Annotated in this window: 13 protein-coding genes; 5 read left to right on the top strand and 8 right to left on the bottom strand. The window is 61.0% G+C overall.

Features of this window, described 5'->3' with window-relative positions:
* Positions 1–29 precede the first annotated feature (29 nt).
* Complete coding sequence (locus Enr13x_RS30275) at positions 30–1463, bottom strand: DUF58 domain-containing protein (RefSeq protein WP_145390613.1); 1434 nt, start codon at positions 1461–1463, stop codon at positions 30–32.
* Between the two features lie 24 nt (positions 1464–1487).
* A complete protein-coding gene (locus tag Enr13x_RS30270) occupies positions 1488–2186 on the bottom strand; it encodes a zinc metallopeptidase (protein WP_145390611.1) in 699 nt (232 codons plus the stop codon).
* A gap of 1091 nt (positions 2187–3277) precedes the next feature.
* Between Enr13x_RS30270 and groES the strand changes: the two genes are divergently transcribed.
* Together groES and groL are read left to right on the top strand one after the other, a co-directional pair.
* Positions 3278–3595 (top strand): co-chaperone GroES, encoded by a 318-nt coding sequence (gene groES, locus Enr13x_RS30265; RefSeq protein ID WP_145390609.1) that lies wholly within the window; start codon positions 3278–3280, stop codon positions 3593–3595.
* 101 nt (positions 3596–3696) lie between these two features.
* Complete coding sequence (groL, locus tag Enr13x_RS30260) at positions 3697–5313, top strand: chaperonin GroEL (protein WP_145390607.1); 1617 nt, start codon at positions 3697–3699, stop codon at positions 5311–5313.
* A gap of 169 nt (positions 5314–5482) precedes the next feature.
* Here groL and Enr13x_RS30255 read toward each other — a convergent pair whose 3' ends face one another.
* The 3 genes from Enr13x_RS30255 to Enr13x_RS30245 form a co-directional block, all read right to left on the bottom strand.
* Complete coding sequence (locus Enr13x_RS30255) at positions 5483–6043, bottom strand: rhomboid family intramembrane serine protease (RefSeq protein WP_145390605.1); 561 nt, start codon at positions 6041–6043, stop codon at positions 5483–5485.
* 367 nt (positions 6044–6410) lie between these two features.
* The gene (locus tag Enr13x_RS30250; protein ID WP_231743866.1) at positions 6411–7556 is read right to left on the bottom strand and encodes a 3-dehydroquinate synthase; all 1146 of its coding nucleotides are present in this window, start codon (positions 7554–7556) and stop codon (positions 6411–6413) included.
* A gap of 125 nt (positions 7557–7681) precedes the next feature.
* The gene (locus Enr13x_RS30245) at positions 7682–8620 is read right to left on the bottom strand and encodes an alpha/beta hydrolase (RefSeq protein ID WP_145390602.1); all 939 of its coding nucleotides are present in this window, start codon (positions 8618–8620) and stop codon (positions 7682–7684) included.
* Positions 8621–8987: 367 nt separating this feature from the next.
* Between Enr13x_RS30245 and Enr13x_RS30235 the strand changes: the two genes are divergently transcribed.
* A complete protein-coding gene (locus Enr13x_RS30235; RefSeq protein ID WP_197455457.1) occupies positions 8988–11789 on the top strand; it encodes a DUF11 domain-containing protein in 2802 nt (933 codons plus the stop codon).
* Here the strand turns inward: Enr13x_RS30235 and Enr13x_RS30230 are convergent.
* Positions 11786–12814 (bottom strand): hypothetical protein, encoded by a 1029-nt coding sequence (locus Enr13x_RS30230; RefSeq protein WP_145390597.1) that lies wholly within the window; start codon positions 12812–12814, stop codon positions 11786–11788. The two genes, Enr13x_RS30235 and Enr13x_RS30230, sit on opposite strands and share 4 nt — an antisense overlap.
* 229 nt (positions 12815–13043) lie before the next feature.
* Positions 13044–13688 carry an RNA polymerase sigma factor gene (locus Enr13x_RS30225; protein WP_145390595.1) on the bottom strand — a complete coding sequence of 215 codons (645 nt, stop codon included), beginning with the start codon at positions 13686–13688 and terminating at the stop codon, positions 13044–13046.
* A gap of 321 nt (positions 13689–14009) precedes the next feature.
* Here Enr13x_RS30225 and Enr13x_RS30220 point away from each other — a divergent pair, with 321 nt between their 5' ends.
* Positions 14010–15656: a permease gene (locus tag Enr13x_RS30220; protein ID WP_231744459.1), complete on the top strand. Its 1647-nt coding sequence runs from the start codon at positions 14010–14012 to the stop codon at positions 15654–15656.
* Positions 15643–16005, top strand: a complete 363-nt coding sequence (locus Enr13x_RS30215; protein WP_231743865.1) for a hypothetical protein — start codon at positions 15643–15645, stop codon at positions 16003–16005. The genes Enr13x_RS30220 and Enr13x_RS30215 overlap by 14 nt, the downstream gene beginning before the upstream one ends.
* A gap of 51 nt (positions 16006–16056) precedes the next feature.
* Here Enr13x_RS30215 and Enr13x_RS30210 read toward each other — a convergent pair whose 3' ends face one another.
* Positions 16057–17634: a sigma-70 family RNA polymerase sigma factor gene (locus tag Enr13x_RS30210; protein ID WP_197455456.1), complete on the bottom strand. Its 1578-nt coding sequence runs from the start codon at positions 17632–17634 to the stop codon at positions 16057–16059.
* Positions 17635–17885 lie beyond the last annotated feature (251 nt).

Genomic DNA, 17885 nt, shown 5'->3' with positions numbered 1-17885 from the left:
GATTTCGATAGCCACGTTATCCAAGAAGGCTAGAGCAAATGCTTGGCCTTGATCTCCAGGTATTGGTTGACCAGCGGCGCGGTCAATTCGTCCGGAAACGTGTCGACCATCAGCACGCCGCGGTGCTCCAGGTCTTTGAGGACTTGGTCGCGCCAGACGAGGATGTCGGCGGCCGCGGCGGCGCGATACAGGTTCGATTCGTCGCCCTCGGGGTGGTCGGCCGCCTCGAACAGGGTGCGGTCCCTCAGGATCACTCCCATCGGCAGGTGCTGGCCGTTGATGTTGCCCAGGTAGTCCGTGACGGCCGCCGCGTTGACTTCATCGATGATGTTGGTCGCCAGGACGACCAGCGATCGGCGTTTGCAATGGTTGCGGAGGTACAGAAACGCCTGGTCGTATCGTGATTCGACCATCCGGGGGAACTGGTCAAAGCAGGCATGAATCAGGCGATTCATTTGGCTCTTTCCTCCGTGGGGCGGGATGTAGGCATGCACGGAATCGGAAAAGCACAGCATTCCCACCGCGTCGCCCTGGTGCAGCGCGACGTAGGCCATCATCAGCGCGGAATTCATGGCGTGATCGAGCAACGTGTAGCCGTCGCGGGTGTTGGTCATCATGCGGCCGCAGTCGAGCAGGAAGATCACCCGTTGGCTTTGGTCGCTTTGGAATTGCCGAACGGTCAGCTTGTTTCGGCGGGCGGTGCTGCGCCAATCGATGTGGCGAAAATTGTCGTCTCGGCTGTAGTCGCGCAGACGTTCAAAATCGCTGTCTTGGCCGATCCGTCGGGTGCGGCGGACGCCGATCAGGCTCAATCGATTCGTGCGGGCGAGCAACGCATAGTCGCTCAACTGTTTCATGTCCGGGTAAACGTTCAGCTCGCTTTCCAGCGGAATCTGGATGTAGCGATGCCACAGCCGAAGCGGGCTGAGGAAGCGGAGCGAAACGTGCTCGAGTCGGAACGCCCCGCGGCGGCCGGGCGTCAATTTGCGGCGAAAGCTGACGCGTCCACGGGGCGGCAATCGCAATCGGTGCTGGTCGGGGGAGGATTCGAAATCGTCCGGCAGGTCGTCCCGCGCGTGGCCGACCAGGGTGATGCCGGAAAGGTTTTCGACCGTCAGATGGCTTTCAACCGGAACACCCAGCGAGCAGGAGCGGGCGATTTCGCGACTGGCGTGGATCCCGTGATTGGTCGACAAGTAGATCGACAGAAAATCGACCGTCGCCACGATCAAGAGTAGCCAGTCGAGCGCCGCGACCCAGATGAAACTGTCGGGGGAAAAGACCGTGAAGACGCTTCCGGCCAGGGTGATCGTCAGGACGGCGATCCACAGCTTTGTCGGATAGGTGCGGAAACGCCACGCCCCCACGGCCAGCGGCACGGCGAACACCACCAACATCAGCCACGGCAGCTTGCTGTAGGTTTGGAATTGGCCTTCGGTGATTTGACGGAGCGCATCGTTCATGCGCCCCATCGTACCGGCAAACGCCTAGCGTCGGTCACCCATCAAACGGAAAATGAAGTAGGCGAGCGTCATGATCGCTTGCAGCGTTCCGGCCACGTAGGTCAACGCCGCGGCGTTGAGCACCTTGGCGACGAAGTGTTCCTCGTTGGCCGCGATCAAATTGGCGGACACCAAGTGGCGTCGCGCCCGGGCGCTGGCGTCAAACTCCACCGGCAGGTTGACGACTTGAAAGAACACCACGCCGGCGAACAAGACGATTCCCGCCAGCAGCAACAGGTTGCCCACCGAAGGGATTTGGTAACTGAGAAACAGCCCGATGGTGGCCAGGGTGACCCCGATGTTGCTGCCGAAATTCGCCGCCGGGACGGCCATGTTGCGAATGATCAGCGGTGCGTAGCCCTTGGCGTCTTGAAACGCGTGGCCCGCCTCGTGACAGGCAACCCCGAGCGCGGCCATCGATCGCCCGCCGTAAACTTCGGGACTCAACCGCAGCACCTTGGCGCGGGGGTCGTAGTGGTCGCTCAGGTGGCCGGGGACTTGTTCGACCCCGACCTGGTGCAGGCCTGCCGAATCGAGCATTTGTCGCGCCGCTTGGGCGCCGCTCATCCGTGCTTGGACCTGGGACATGGACGCGAACGTGCTTTTGACCCGCCACTGGGCGAACAGCCCTAGCAGCAGCGGGGGGGCGATGAAAAGCAGGTAGATCGGATCAAAAAGGAGCATCTAAGAACCCGTATTGGCTTATTTGGAACGCTGAAAAGCAGTTTTGGCAGGGGAACTGGCCAGACAAAACCTTGATGCAACCGCCGGGCCAATTGGCACGGCCGAGCTGCAACTTGTCGATGGAATGGACCGCGGGGAGTTTAGCGGCAAAGCAATCTTCGTTGGTTTGTTCATCCGTTCGTTCATCCGTGGGCGACCTTGTCGAATGAGATTGGGAGTTTTGAAGGTCACCCTCCCAGAGGGAGGGTGACTTCAAGCCTTGCGACTTGTGGGAATACACGCCTGCCAATTTGTCGTTTCTGGCCGGCCCGCGTGCGTTGGCCAAATGCCATCTACTTTGGCTCTCACGGTGTTAGCGGAACGGCGCGAGCCGGCTGTCGATGGAGTCGGGATCTGCTGAGTCAATGGTGAGCCGCTGGCCGTCAGGCCTCGGGCAGCGTCGCCGTGCCCGGCCGCTTACGCGTCGCGGCTCACAAAATCGACAGCCCGCTCGCGCCCTACTGCTAAGAGAAAGCACCGCGCGTGGCGTCAAAGTGGATGGCATTATTCGCCGGGCCGCGGGCTGTCGACGGGCCAATCGCCGTGCCGCTGATGGTTGCGACCCTCGATTCTGCGGTGTCGCTGGCGAAAAACCGGCCAGCTCTGGAAGATTCCGCTCGGGGCAGATGATTTGGCCCCTGTTGCAGAAACCGGAAATGCACCAAGATACGCGTCCGCGATCAGCGACCTTCAGGAAACTTTCTGCAACGACATTTTCAGGCTCTTTGGGGGCTTGGTGCGGTTGGAGGAGTGTGATGTCCCGGCCGCGGTCAGGATCTGGCACACCGTTTGCTGCTCGGCGTGCCAGTCAGAAAAACTGTCAACTTGGCGCGGCCGTCAGGCCCCCAAACGACAGTCGCTCGCCAGTGGACTCCGTATAGTCGACTTCGCGCGGTGGACTGCCAAGTGGTCGTTTCGGCCGCCGTCGTGTTGATCGCGACTGGCTGAATACGGCTGGCTGATTACGACTGAGCAGGCCAATTGCCGCTGGCGGCAGCCGACAAGACATTCTCCATTCAATTTCCCGCACTACAGAAAAGGTATCCGCAACTATGGCGACTGCCACCAAGAAAAAGGCTTCCGTTCGTCTGCAACCGATCGGCGAGCGAATCGTGGTCCAGCGTGAAGAAGTCGAAGAAACGACCGCTGGCGGGATCGTTCTTCCCGATTCGGCACGAGAAAAACCGGCCCGGGGCACCGTCGTGGCAATCGGCACGGGCAAGCTGCTCGATGACGGCACCCGTGGACAAAGCCAGCTTTCCGAAGGCGACCACGTGCTGTTCAGCAGTTACGCCGGCGAGTCGGTCGAGATCGATGGCGAAGAATATTTGCTGATGCGTGAAGACGACGTTCTGGCGGTGATCGGCTAGGCCGCTGCCTCTAGGCCGCTGCCTCTAGGCCGCTGCCGAGCAATTTCCGTTCGCATCCCACCCGATCAAAAACCTCTAACAACACACCTAAATAGAATTCCATGGCAAAGATCATTGCATTTGAGCAGGAAGCCCGTGAGGCGATTCGCCGAGGCGTTTCCAAACTGGCTCGCACCGTCAAGGTCACCCTCGGTCCCAAGGGCCGCAACGTGATCTTGCAGAAGAGTTTCGGCAGCCCGACCGTCACCAAAGACGGTGTCACCGTGGCGAAGGAAATCGAGCTGGAAGACGTCTATGAGAACATGGGCGCCCGGATGGTTCGCGAAGTCGCCAGCAAGACCAGCGACGTCGCCGGTGACGGAACCACGACCGCGACCGTGATGGCCGAAGCGATCTTCAACGAAGGCTTGAAGGCCGTCGTCGCCGGTGTCAACCCGATCAAGATGAAGCAGGGCATCGAAAAAGCCGTCGCCGATCTGACCGAAAAACTGCATTCGATGGCCACCAAGGTCAAGGATCAGTCGGCGATGGCAGACGTCGCGACGATCGCCAGCAACAACGACCGCGAAATCGGCGAACTGTTGGCCGACGCGATGAGCAAGGTCGGCAAGGACGGCGTCATCACCGTCGACGAAGGCAAGAGCCTGCAAACCGAGCAGGAGTGGGTCGAAGGGATGCAGTTTGATCGCGGCTACCTGTCGCCGTACTTCGTCACCGACAGCGCCAGCATGGAAGCCGTCCTCGAAGACGCCTACATCCTGGTCTTCGAAAAGAAAATCAGCAGCATCAAGGACATGGTCCCGATGTTGGAAAAGGTCGTCCAACAGGGCAAGCCGCTGTTGATCATCGCCGAAGACGTCGACGGCGAAGCACTGGCCACGTTGGTCATCAACCGTCTGCGAGGCACGTTCAACGTCTGTGCCGTCAAGGCTCCCGGTTACGGCGACCGACGCAAGGCCATGATGGAAGACATCGCCATCCTGACCGGTGGTCAAGCCATCTTCGAAGCACTGGGCATCAAGCTGGAAAGCGTCGACCTGCCGCAACTCGGTCGTGCCAAGAAGATCATCATCGACAAGGACAACACCACCATCATCGAAGGTGCCGGCAAGAGCAGCGACATCAAGGCTCGCATCGACCAAATCCGTCGTGAAATCGAAAACAGCACCAGCGATTACGATCGCGAAAAGCTGGAAGAGCGATTGGCCAAACTGGCCGGTGGTGTCGCCAAGGTCAACGTCGGTGCCGCAACCGAAAGCGAGATGAAGGAAAAGAAGGCTCGCGTCGAAGATGCACTGCACGCAACCCGTGCCGCCGTCGAAGAAGGAATCCTGCCCGGTGGTGGCGTCGCCCTGCTGCGTGCCAGCAGCACCGTCAAGCCCGGCGATGACCTGAGCGACGACGAGCGAGTCGGTTACAACATCGTCCTGCGTTCCTGCCGCGCCCCGCTGAACATGATCGCCCAAAACGCCGGCCAAGACGGCGGAATCGTTTGCGAGAAAGTTGCTGCGATGAAGGGCAACGGTGGCTACAACGCGCTGACCGATACCTACGAAGACCTGGTCAAGGCCGGCGTCATCGACCCCACCAAGGTCACGCGTACCGCACTCGGTAACGCCGCAAGCGTCGCAACCCTGTTGCTGACCAGCGACGCCCTGGTTGCCGAAAAACCCAAGGCCGGTGCCAAAGGCCACGGCGGCGACCACGACATGTATTGATCCGCTACCCCCGAATCAATCAACAATACGAAAACGCCCGAGCCATTTGGTTCGGGCGTTTTTTTGTGGGATAGGCTTCCAGGCTCGTCAAAAGCAGCGAGTGGGATAGGCTTCCAGGCTCGTCGATGCTGGAATGACAGGTTGGAAGCCTATCCCACTTGCCGGCCGATCAGGTTTTGATTCTGAACCGTCCGGCTTCGGCGCTGGTGAAAAACGCGACCGCGGCGCCGCCGATGAGACCGCAGAGATGGCCATCCCAGGAAACTTCCGCACCGCCGCCCGGCAGGATCCCCGACAGCAGCGTGCCGCCGAACAGGATGCCGACCACGATCGCGACGCCCACCGGGACCAGTCTGCGATTCAAGAAGCCGCTGACGATCATCAATCCGATCAGCCCGAACACCAGACCGCTGGCGCCGACATGATTCGCATCTCGGCCGACCAGCCAGAGCAGCGACGCGCCGGCGACGGAGGTCAGCGCGGCGAGCAACCAGGGGGCTTTCTGCGAGCCGACCAGCAAGCCCAACAGGATTCCCAATGACATCGTGTTGCTAAACAGATGGCCAAAGCTGCCATGCAGAAATGGCATGGTGATGATCCCCGGCAGCCCACTCCATTGACGTGGTTGCAGCCCGAGGTTCGTCAACGCATAGGGAATCGTCGCATCGACGATCCGCACCAGCCACAGGATCAGCAACAAAACGCCGATCCGGTAAAACTCCTTCTGCATGTCCGATCAGGCCGTTACGAAGTGGATGCGAATCGAAATTTTGAGAGGAGCAAATTCTTCCCTCGTTCCCAGGCTCCGGCCTGGGAACGCAATGTGTCGGAGGCTCCGCCTCTTTGCATTCTGGTGACCGGAAGGCCGGGGGGGCAATTGTCTAAGTGGCGGAGTTGATCGTAGCGGAAGTCGTCAACACATTCGCAAGCCGTCGGCCCTCTCTGGCGTTTGCTTGCTGCGCAAACGCCGTCTCTCCCAGAGGGAGAGAGTCTAAATCCGTTGCCAAATCCTGCAGTAATCCAATCGACGTCCCGAGCCTCCCGTACCGTGTGTCCCCAGACAGAGCCTGGGGACAAGGCGTTGCAAGACGTTGCCGCTAGGCGCGTGCTGTGATGCGGTCCCCAGCCGCTCTCAACATCTCGATCGCTTTGGCCATCGTCGCCGTGTCGATTTCATGCACATCGATGCTCTGGCCGACGCCCTCGAGCATCGTGATCGTCAAGCGACCGCCGAGGTGTTGACGGAACTCTTCCAGCCCGTCGAGCAAGCGATCCAGCGGCGACAACGCTTCGTGCCAGAGTGGCAAACCGAGCGCGTGCAAGCACTCGCACACGCGATGCACGTCTTCGATGCGGAAGCCGAGTTTGAGATGCGAGTAGAAACAGTCGATCGCGACTCCGATCGCGACGGCTTCACCGTGGCGAATTTCAAAGTCCGTGATCGGTTCCAGTTTGTGCGCCGACCAGTGCCCGAAATCCAGCGGCCGGGCTTCTAACATTTCAAACGGATCACCGCCTTCGGTGATATGCCGTAGGTGTAATTTGCAACTCGTCGCAATCGCCGCCGAAGCGACGGTCATGTCGCGTGCGCGTATCCGATCGGCGTGTTCACACAGCCAATCAAACTCCGTCCGGCTCTTCAGCAACGACACCTTCACCGACTCACTGAATCCGCTGAAAAAATCTCGGTCGGGCAACGATTCCAATAACGACGCATCGTTGATGACGGCCCATGGAACGCTGAACGTGCCGACCCAGTTCTTCTTGCCGAAGTAGTTGATCGCGTTCTTGACTCCCACACCGCTGTCGCCTTGGGCCAGCGTTGTCGTCGGCAGACGAATCAGGCGAATACCGCGGTGCGCGATCGCCGCGGCATACCCGACCGCGTCCAGCATCGCGCCGCCGCCGATCGCGATCACGTAGCTGCGGCGGTCCAGGTCATGGGCATTGATGGTCGCGAGGATTTGTTCGACGCAGACGGAATCATTTTTGACCGCCTCGCCGCCTTCCACCAAGACCACCTCGCTGACCAGATTGACGCCGGCGGATTCGGCCAACCGAGCGGCGAGTTTCGTGACGTGGCCGGCCGATTCGGCGACCGGGCGTTCGGCAACCAGCAGCACCTTGGCGTCGCCAAAGCTGTCTTGTTTCAAAAGCTCCAACAACGTCGGGAAGTCGGTGCCCGCGATCTGCTCGGTCGTCCGCAAGCGATGCACAAAGGGAACCGCAAATGGAACGTCCAAACAGGCATCGGCTGCGGTGCCACCATCGGTCGCCGTGGGGGGGGATGGAGATCTGGAAATGATCGAGTCCGCGACGGAGGCTGGGAGTGGGGGCGAATGACTCTTGGGGTTCGAAGGGCGAAGCATTACGGCGTCAACTCCTTCCATCCCCGCCACAACCAACGCAGCGAGTCGGGGAAAATCGCGCCGCCATGGTTACCGTTGTGGGCTCCGGTGCCAAACACAAACTTGTAATCGTAACCGGCGAATTCAAGGGACTTGGCCATCTGCTGGTTCGCCAGCGGCCAGTTGCCGTGCTGGTTGTCCAAATCGTTCGCACCGTCCTGGAGCAACACACGCAGCGGCTTGGTCTCCGTTTTACGAATCATCGCAGCGTAATGGTGGCCGCCGCGGATGTTGACAAAACTGCCGATGTGGCTGAGCACCTTGCGAAACTGGTCCGGCCGATGCCAGGCGACACCAAAGGCGCAAATGCCTCCGGAGCTGTTGCCGCAGATCGCTCGCAGTTCGGGATTGGAAGTGATCCGATAGTCCTGTTCGACGGCCGGCAGGATTTCCGTGAGCAAAAACTCCGCGTAGTCGCCGCTGACGGTGTCGTATTCGACGCTGCGGTTTTCCGGCCGCGGTCGCCAACCCCGTTTCTCCGGCAGTTCACTGGTGTAGCCCGGGTCGATCATCACCGCGAGGGTCACGGGCATGTCGCCTTTTGCAATCAAATTGTCAAAAACGACGGGCACTCGGTAGTCGCCCGTGGTGCCTTGGAAGGTATGCCCGTCTTGAAACACCATCAGTGCGGCGGGCGTTTGGGGATCGTACTGTGCCGGAAGGTAGATGCTGTAGCGGCGTTTGGTCCCCGGGAAAACTTTGCTGTCGAGCCAAACGTGTTGGGTGACCGTTCCGTGTGGAACCGCGTCGTTGGGTTGGGAGTCGGGACCGTGTTCGTATTTGGCGGGCTCTTGAGCGGTCGACTCCGTGACCGGGTGGACAGCGATCAAGCCGGCGAGGAAGACGGCGGCGGTGACGTTTCGGGTGGCGAAAATCGGCGGAGGGGTGGGTGCAGGCATCGAAGGTGGGGCGGGCGTCGGTGAGGTGGGAGGTCACCTCTATGATAACAGCCACGGCATTCTTTGCAGGCGTGTTTCTGGGGAACGACGCTACGTAGTGGATCACGGCAACGAAACAAACCCACGGATAGCAGCGCGTACCCACGGATTCCCCGGCTGATTGACATCCGTGGGTACGCGTTGCTATCGGTGGGCACAATCGAATCCGGTTCTGAAGGCTGTCCTCGCCTTCCATCGGCGTCTGTCGCCGCAGTCTCCCGTCGCATGCCGTTCCGCAGAAGCGGACTTTTCACGTCGGGGGCGAATTTGTTATGCCGTAGTTCCCACTGGAGGACCAGTCGGTTTTTTCACCAACGGATTGAGACCCATGAAAGCGTTTGGCGTAAGACTCGCCGCAGGTGCTGTGACGATTTTGTTGGGAGCCATCATGGCCGCCCAAGCACAAAAAGACCAAGAAGCCAGCACCGAATCGGCTTGGACCGAAGAGCAAATTCCACCCGGCAAGGCGGTTTCACCCATCGCCGCGGCGGCGGGGTTGCAATCGGCCGACCCCGACGATGTCGAATTGCTCAAACCGGTCGGTGAGCCCGGTTCCACGGAAGCATCGGCGTCGCCGTCGGTGCGTCTGGTCCAGCACACCGAGTCGAGCGATTCGATGGTGTTGCCGGAACTTCCGGCCGATTCCGGCAACGCGCCGCAGCCCGAAAACTCTGTCGGCGGACGTTCGGTGATGAAGATGCGGCTACCGAGTTTCGACGACGCGCCGCCGTTGGATGCCGATGCGGACGCCGCGATCGACGCGCCAGCCGGCGCCGGTGGGCCTTCGTTTTCAATGGGATTGCCGGTCGCCGATGCCCCCGCGGCATCGCTTCCCGACCATCCGCAAATGTCCGAGATCACGTTCGCCGAGACGCCCAGCGACAACGGTTCGCAAGACGTCCAAGTCGGCAATGGTCTGGCCGGCGGCGACTTGGCCGGCAACGAACTGGCCGGCCAACCGCCCGCCAACGATCTGCCCGCCAACGATCTGCGCGGCGGCACGTTTGCCGATTCCCAAACGCTCGATCCGAATGCCGGATTGTCTGCGGCCGCCGCACCCCGAGGATTCGATCGCGGAGCCTCATTGACCGATACGGTCGACCCGAACGCTGGGATGCCGTCGGCCATGTTGACGCCGGTCGTCGAGGATGCGGCCGGGCCGTCGCAACCGCGATTTGCCGATGCCCCGGGGTCGACGATGCGGATCCATCGCGAACCGGCGATGACGTTGGAGATCGGCGCCACCCAGTTTCCGATGCAAGACGAAACGGAGCAGCCCGCACCGGCTGCGTCTTCGCCGGCGATGTCCCCGGCCACCCTGGGCATCACCTCGCAGCCTCAAATCGTCGGCAACGGACAGGTCGCGGATTCGACACCGTCGCCGTCCCACCAGCCCGCAGCCGCGACGACGGGACAAGGCTACATGCAGCCGTCCGGCGGTTTCGCTGCCCCCGACAGCTACCCGATGGCCGCGGCGCCCCAGTTGCCCGCGCCATCACTCGGTGCCCCGATGCCCCGCGGCGGTAACATGCAGCCGCAAGGGATGCAGCCTCAGTCCGGCACAAATCCCGGAGCGGCCTATCCAGCCACAGCGCAAGCTTATCCAGCGGCAGCGCAAGCTTATCCAGCCGCAGCGCAAGCTTATCCAGCCGCAGCGCAAACGCCGGGCAACTCGGTTTATCAGGGTGTTGGTTACCAGCAAACCGCTGCCGAAGGTCAACAGCCCGCCGGACCAACCTTGGCGTCACCCGGTGAACGCTACTTGGACGGTCCGCAGTCGCCGTCGGTTGTGATTCACAAGCGGGCGCCTGCGGAAGTGACGGTGGGCAAGCCGGCTTCGTTTGTCATCACCGTCAAAAACGTTGGCGGTTCCAAGGCGTTGAATGTTCAAGTCCACGACCGCGTTCCCAACGGCATGACGCTGACCGATGCGACGCCGCGACCGAACCCGAAATACCAACCCCAGTTGTATTGGGAACTGGGTGATTTGGAACCCAATCAAGAGCGCACGATCACGTTGCAATTGACGCCCGAGCAAGAAGGTGAGTTGGGCAGTGTCGCCCGCGTCACGTTCCAAGCCGCTGCATCGGTCCGAACGATCAGCACGCGACCGGAACTGCGTGTCGTCCAACGGGCACCCGAAAAGGTGCTGATCGGTCAGCAGCTGGAGATCGAACTGGAAGTCAGCAACCCAGGCACCGGCGAAGCGACCGGCGTGATTCTGCAAGAAGACGTGCCGGTCGGACTGGAGCATCCCCAGGGAACGCAGCTGGACAACTTGATCGGCACGCTCGGTCCGGGGGAAATCCGGCGACAGGTCTTGCGGATGCGGGCGGTCCAAGCCGGTGTCGTGCAAAACCAGATTCGCGTCAAAGGCGATGATGGGTTGGAGACCACACACTCGATTGCCGTCGAGGTCGTCGCTCCGGAGTTGAAGGCGACCCTGACCGGACCCTCACGTCGATTCTTGGAACGCCAGGCCACGTACACGGTAGAAATTGCAAACGTGGGGACGGCCGAAGCACAAAATGTTGAGATGAGTGTCCAGCTGGATCGCGGATTCACGTTCGTGAAAACCGACTACGAAGGGCAATACGACGCGTCTCGACACGCCGTGTTCTGGTCCTTGGACGCGTTGCCGGTCGGACAATCCGGGAAAGTGCCGTTGACGCTGTTGCCGGTCGAAGAAGGCAACCGTGTGTTGCAAACGGTGGCGACGGCGGACTTGGGCATCAAAACCATGACGGAGAGTCAGGTCGAAGTGGCCTCGCTGGCCGAGTTGACGTTCTCGATCAACGACACCGCCGACCCGATCGAAATCGGTGGCGACACCATTTACGAGATCCGAATCAGCAACACCGGTTCGCGTGACGACACCAACGTCAAGGTTGCGTTGCAGCTTCCCCAGGGGTTGCAGTTGGTCGAACAAGGTGACTTCACGCCGCAGGGGCAAGGCATCATCGCCTTCTCGCCGCGAGCCTTGTTGAAGGCCAACGATGAAATGGTCTACCGGGTCAAAGCCAGGGGTGTCGCCGAGGGGCGGCATCTGGTCAAGGCGATCGTCACCAGCGACCAGTCCAACGTGCCGGTGACGAAGGAAGAGAGCATCATGGTGTACGCCGACCGTTAGCGCTGCAAGGAAATCGAGAACGGCGCCCGCCAACTCGGTGACAGGCTGGCGTCGTCGATGTTGACGCCCGCTTCGCTGGTCCCGCGGTGGTTGAAGAAGGGGTGGTCGGGCATCGAATCGAGCGAATCGGCGGGGATGAATCGAATGCTGCCGTCTTCGTACAGCACGTTGATTCCCTGGCCGCTGTGGCTGAATCGCATCTTCGCCGGCTGGTCCGCCGTCATCGCGTGCTCCAGTGGAGCATCGGCCATCACCGCGAACGACGCGCGGGCCTCGAAACGCGGCGATGAAAATCCTTGATCCCCGATCACACCCAGGGTGTAGGCGTAATGGCCGCCGGCATGTTGTTGGACTTGCTTCAGATCGTTGTACGGAATTTTGTGCAGGGATTCCACCGATGGCAGCGTCGAAAGCGAGACCAACGGGGAGGTCTCCGAGGGCTCTGAACCGACCGGATCATTCAACATCGGCAGGTCGGCCGAGGGGCACCAACGTTGATCGGCGTCGTCCAGCAATCCCGCGTCGGCCAGTCGGATGGCGAACATCCCGGCAAAGGCTTCCCGTCCCGACTCGGCCACCTCGGGCAGTCGCCCGTGCTCACTGCGATAAACGTATTGCATCAGCGCGGTCCAATTGCGGCGCAGACGGTCTTCGCAGGCCACTTTTCGGGCTTCGAACCGGCCGGCGGCAATCGTCGGCAACAGCAACGCCAGCAACGTGGCGACCGAAAGCAGGCCGCCGATCGAATCCATGATGTTCCAGCGGTTGCCGCCCGCCCCGGCTTCGCCCGACAGGTCGACATCGGTCAGCGTCACCGGCGGATCGGCCGGCGTGTCTTCCACCGGCGTGTCTTCTATCGGCGGGATGCCGTCGGGGATCGCGGCCAGGGTTCGGGCCAACAGATCATCGCTGGGCGCTTCCACCGCTTCGAAGCTGTCTTCCAGCGGTTTCAGGCTCCGCTCGATTTCTGCGAGCTGTTCCCGGCCCTCGGGATGGTCGCGTAGCCAGTCGGAAATGCGTTGCATTTCGTCTGGCTCAAGAGCTCCGAGAAGGTATCCAAGCAGATCTTCGTGCATCGGCAGGAACTGCGGCGGGCGAATGAAAGTCTGACTCTGCTGCGGTCGCAGCGATGGGCGAGTGTTGCTGAATCCTACGCACGGTCGACTCAACCGGTTCGTGTCGAGCGGATCGTGGCGACTGGACCGTGGGGGGGCGGGCAGCGCGTCCCGGTGGCGCCGACGCTCGCTGATTCTATCAGTCGTCCGAGGGGGCGTGGGAATCTTCCCACATCACGCCCAATCGCTGGACGGCGGCGTGCAGGCGGCTTTTGACGGTTCCCACGGGGATTCCCAGGATTTCCGCCGCCTCGCGGTACTTCAGTCCTTGGTAGTAGACCAGCTGAATCACCTGCTGCATCGGTTGGCCGAGGGATGAAATCGATTCTTTCATCCAGTCGCCGTTTTCTTGCGAGGCCGCGGCGGCCAGGGGGTCGGGGGTTCCACCGACGAGTTTTTCGGCCCAGCTGGCGTTGCGTTGTTCGGTATCGTTGGGCGTGCGGTCCAGACTGACCATCCGGTGCCGCTTGTTGCGGCGTTGGACGTCGATCGCCTGATTGGTCGCGATGGCGTACAACCAGGGGCGGAAACGCCGCGAGCTGTCAAACTGTTGGCACTTCAGATGGACCTGCAAAAAGGTGCCCTGAAACGCGTCTTCGGCCATCTCGGTGCTGCCGATGTAGCGGCGCAGGTAGCTGTAGATTTCACGCTGGTAGCGACCCATCAACTGATTGAACAGCGTTCGATCCCCGCTGTTTCGATAGGCGGCCAGCAATGCCTCGTCGCTCAATTCATCGCTTTCGGTGGCCGAAGCGGATTGGACAGAAGCGGTGGTGGAAGACATGGGCCGAGGTTCCGATGAGCGGATAAGTGTTTAAGGGAAACAAGCGGTCCACAGCACGCGTCAAAGGTGCGTCAAAACCGCCGCTGTGCACCGAGAATCCCCGTGCACCCTAGAGACTGATTATCTCGCCAATTGCCCCATTCGTCAAAGCGCTTTTTGGGTGAATTGTCGGCCGAGCGTGTGGAAACGGCTAGTTGCAGGCTGATTTCACCGATAAAACGCCTGGAGCGAGGCGGAGACCGCAGCAAAACGTTTTCTTACGGATTTCCATTGAACGCATCGAATCAAACGGGTCAACACGCCCATCGCTACCAGTGGTTGATGCCCGGTGATGTGAATGCATTCTTTGGGTTGATGCTGGATAATCTGACCGGTTTGTTTCTGGTCGTCATCCTGCTGAGCGGGTTCGGGTTCCCCACCGAGTTCGCGATTTCGGCCTTGGTACCCGGCACCGCCCTGGGGGTTCTGGTCGGCGATTTGGCCTTCGTCTATTTCGCCTTCCGGTTGGCGCGGAAAAAAAATTCCAGCGACGTGACGGCGATGCCGCTGGGTTTGGATACGCCCAGCGTGTTCGGCGTCTGTCTGTTGATCCTGGGGCCCTCGTTTCGCCAAGGGGTCGATTCGCTGGGGCTGTCGGAGATCGATGCCGCCTACCGCACTTGGCACATCGGGATTTGGTGCATCGTCATGAGTGGTGTCTTGAAACTCGTGATGGCGCCGGCGTCCAATTGGGTGCGGCGCGTGGTGCCCCGCGCCGGATTGCTGGGATCCCTGGCGGCGATCGCGCTGGCGTTGATCAGCTTTTTGCCGCTGTCGGAGATTCTCGCTCGGCCGCTTCCGGGGCTCGTCGCGTTGGCCATCGTGTTGACGACGTTGATCGCGCGGGTGCCGCTGCCCGGACGGGTTCCCGGCACCCTGGGGGCGCTGTTGGTCGCCGGGCTGATCTACTACCTGATGTGTGGGTTGGGCGTGGACGGCTATCACTTTCCCAGCTTGAGCACGATCGAGTGGTTCCCGACGCGGTGGATGGAATGTTGGAACGGCAGCTGGATTTCCGCGTGGCCCGATGCGGTGCCGTATCTTCCCATCGCCCTGCCCTTTGCGATCGCCACGGTCGTCGGGGGAATCGATTGCACCGAGAGTGCCGCGGCGGCGGGTGATGCCTATCACACCCCGACGGTGATCGGTGTGGAAGCGGTCGCGACGCTGCTGGCCGGGCTGTCCGGCGGAGTGATTCAGACGACGCCTTACATCGGTCACCCGGCCTACAAAGCGATGGGGGGCCGCGCGGGATACACGCTGGGGACCGCGCTGGTGATCGGATCGGCGGGGCTGATCGGGTACTTCACGTTCCTCAACGACATCATCCCCAAGCCCGCCGTGCTGCCGATCTTGGTGTTTATCGGTTTAGAAATCACCGCGCAAAGTTTTTCGGCGACGCCCAAGCGGCATTACGCGGCGGTGGCGATCGCGTGTTTGCCCGCGCTGGCCGCGTTGGTGTTGAATTTCAGCGGACAGATTTTGAGCGACCAGGCCTTGCGTGACGCTGGCGTCTCGGTGTCCGATCTGAGTCCCGTGTTTCAAGAAAGCTTTGCCACGATTTCGATGTTGGGCAGCGGGTTTATCTTGACCAGCTTGTTGTGGGCGTGGGGGTTGGCCGCGTCGATCGATCGCAATCTGCGGACGGCGGGCATCGTGTTTTTGGTCTGTGGCGTGTTCACGCTGTTCGGCCTGATGCATTCGCCACTGGAAGGCAATCGGCTGTTTTTGCCGCTGGGGCCGGAGCACTGGGATACGATCGTGCTGGGGCCGGAAAGTCGGTCCAAGGTGTTCGAGTTTGCCGCGGGCTACGCGGTCGTCGGCGCGCTGCTGTTGGCGTGGCGGCGTTGGCTTCCCGCCGGTGATGCTGCTCGGGCGCCGCTGGAATCAGAACCTGAACCGAAACTGGACACCGATGCCTCGTCGTGAAAGATCGTCCGAAACGAAGTCGCCGCCGAGTGACCGCCGCCTGATGGCGCTGGTGCTGGCGATCACGATGTTGATCGCGTCGCTGTTGGCGTGGTGGTTTGGGTCCGGCAGCACCGCGGAGTTTACGGCGGCGGCGTGCGGACGCATCGGGTTGGTGATGGGGGCGTTGTGGTTGGCCTGGCCTTCATTGAAGCGACCGGCCAAATGGTTGCCGGCAAGCGCACCGGTGATCGGCGTGATCGCGCTCGTGGTGCTCGCCGCCCAGCCCAAGTTGATCATTCCGGCGATTCCGATCGTCGGAGGGTTGATCACGGTTTCGGCGTTGGCCAGGGCGTTTCGCCGGAAGTAGACAGGCTCGGTCGGCTAATGCTTCACAGCGTTGCCGGCCCGGGGGAACGCCTCAAACCGGTTCGCCGCCTTCGATCAGGGCCAGGTCGGCTCCGTCGAGGAAGCTGGCCAACGATCGGGCGCGATAGGGTTGTTGCAGCTTGCGAACCGCCTTGCTTTCGATTTGGCGGACGCGTTCGCGGGTGACTTGAAAGATCCGTCCGACTTCTTCCAGCGTGTAGGTGTAACCGTCGGCCAGGCCGTATCGCAGTCGCAAGATTTCTCGTTCGCGGTAGTTGAGCGTTTCCATCGCCAGATCAATTTGAGCCTTCAGGGCTTGACGATTGGTTTCCAACAACGGGTCGTCGTCGCGATGATCTTGCAGGAACTCGCCGAAGACGCTGTCCTCGTGGTCGCCGACGGGTTGATCCAGCGACAACGGCTGGCGGCTCATTTTCAAGATCACTCGGGTGTCGTCCAAGCTCAGGCCGCTGCGGGCACAGACTTCTTCGGCCGTCGGTTCGCGGCCGTTTTCTTGCACCAGGTCCCGGGTGATTTGGCGGATCTTGTTCATCGTGTCGATCATGTGAACCGGCACGCGAATCGTTCGGCTTTGGTCGGCGATGGCACGGGTGATCGCTTGTCGAATCCACCACGTCGCGTAGGTGCTGAATTTGTAGCCGCGGGCGTGTTCGAATTTGTCGACCGCTCGCATCAGCCCGGTGTTGCCCTCCTGGATCAGATCCAAGAACGACAGTCCGCGGTTGCGATACTTTTTGGCGATCGACACGACCAGTCGCAAGTTGCCGGCCGACAGGACTCGCTTGGCCGCTTCGTAATCTTCGCGGAGGGATTCGCAAGACAACACGCGGCGATCGAGCGTTTTGGGCGACTCGTACGTCATCCGCATCAGATAGCTCAGTTCGCTGCGAAGCTCTTTTTCCGAGGGCATGCCGGGCAGGTCCGAGGAAGAACCTTCGCGAAGTTGTTTGCGGATCTCGTTCATCCGCCGCGAGGATTTTTCCAGCTTCTGGAAAATCGGCTGCAGTTTGCCGGTGCGAAGATTCATCTCTTCGACCAAGCGGACCGCCTTGTTTCGACGGACGACCAGGTTTTTCCAAGCCGCACGTCGTTGACGCATCGGCAATCGTTTGTTGATCGCGGTGAAATAGTCGACCTTGTTTTGGTTCAGCAGGTGTTCCAGCGTGCGGACGTTGGGCACGATCCGTTTCATGATCGCCTTCTTTTCGACAGCGTTGGTCACGCTGACTTCGATCGTCCGATCCAATCGCAATTGCTTGTCGCGGACTTGTTGCAACAGTTTCAGGGAGCCCTGCAGCATGAAGTCGGTCGCCAGCATGCAGTGGCGGTAGCGGTCGCGGGTTCGCTCGATTTGCTTGGCCGCGGAGACTTCCTGGTCGCGTGTCAGCAAGGGGATTTGACCCATCTGCATCAAGTACATTCGCACCGGGTCTTCGGTCGGGTCGGTCTCGCCGTCCATTTCTTCGGCGACGCCACGAGAATCCGCGGGGGCCTCTTCCAGGTGGTGGTCGGCGAAATCTTCTCCCATCACTCGGGAGCGGCGGTCCACCGATTCTTCTGCGGCGAAGGAATCGTCTTGCAAGCTACGTCCGCTAATCCTGGTTCCCATCAACTTCTCCTCTGATCCCGGCTTGGAATATTCGTTCTGGTCCGGGAGGGGTACAGCATCCAAGATGCCGGTCCCCGTCGATGAGATCGTGTGTAGCATTGCAAGTCGTTTGTGGGGTGGGGTTTACGTCAATGGCGCCGGCAGGGGGCGGGCGTGGGGTGTTGCGAAATGTCCACGATGGGGCGTCGCAAAAACTCAACCAGCGTGGCAACATTGGGCTTTCTGGCGCCAGCAGCGATGAAGCCAGGGTG

This window comes from Stieleria neptunia, assembly GCF_007754155.1.
Taxonomy (GTDB): Bacteria; Planctomycetota; Planctomycetia; order Pirellulales; family Pirellulaceae; genus Stieleria; species Stieleria neptunia.
This window is presented reverse-complemented; position numbering and strand designations above follow the sequence as displayed.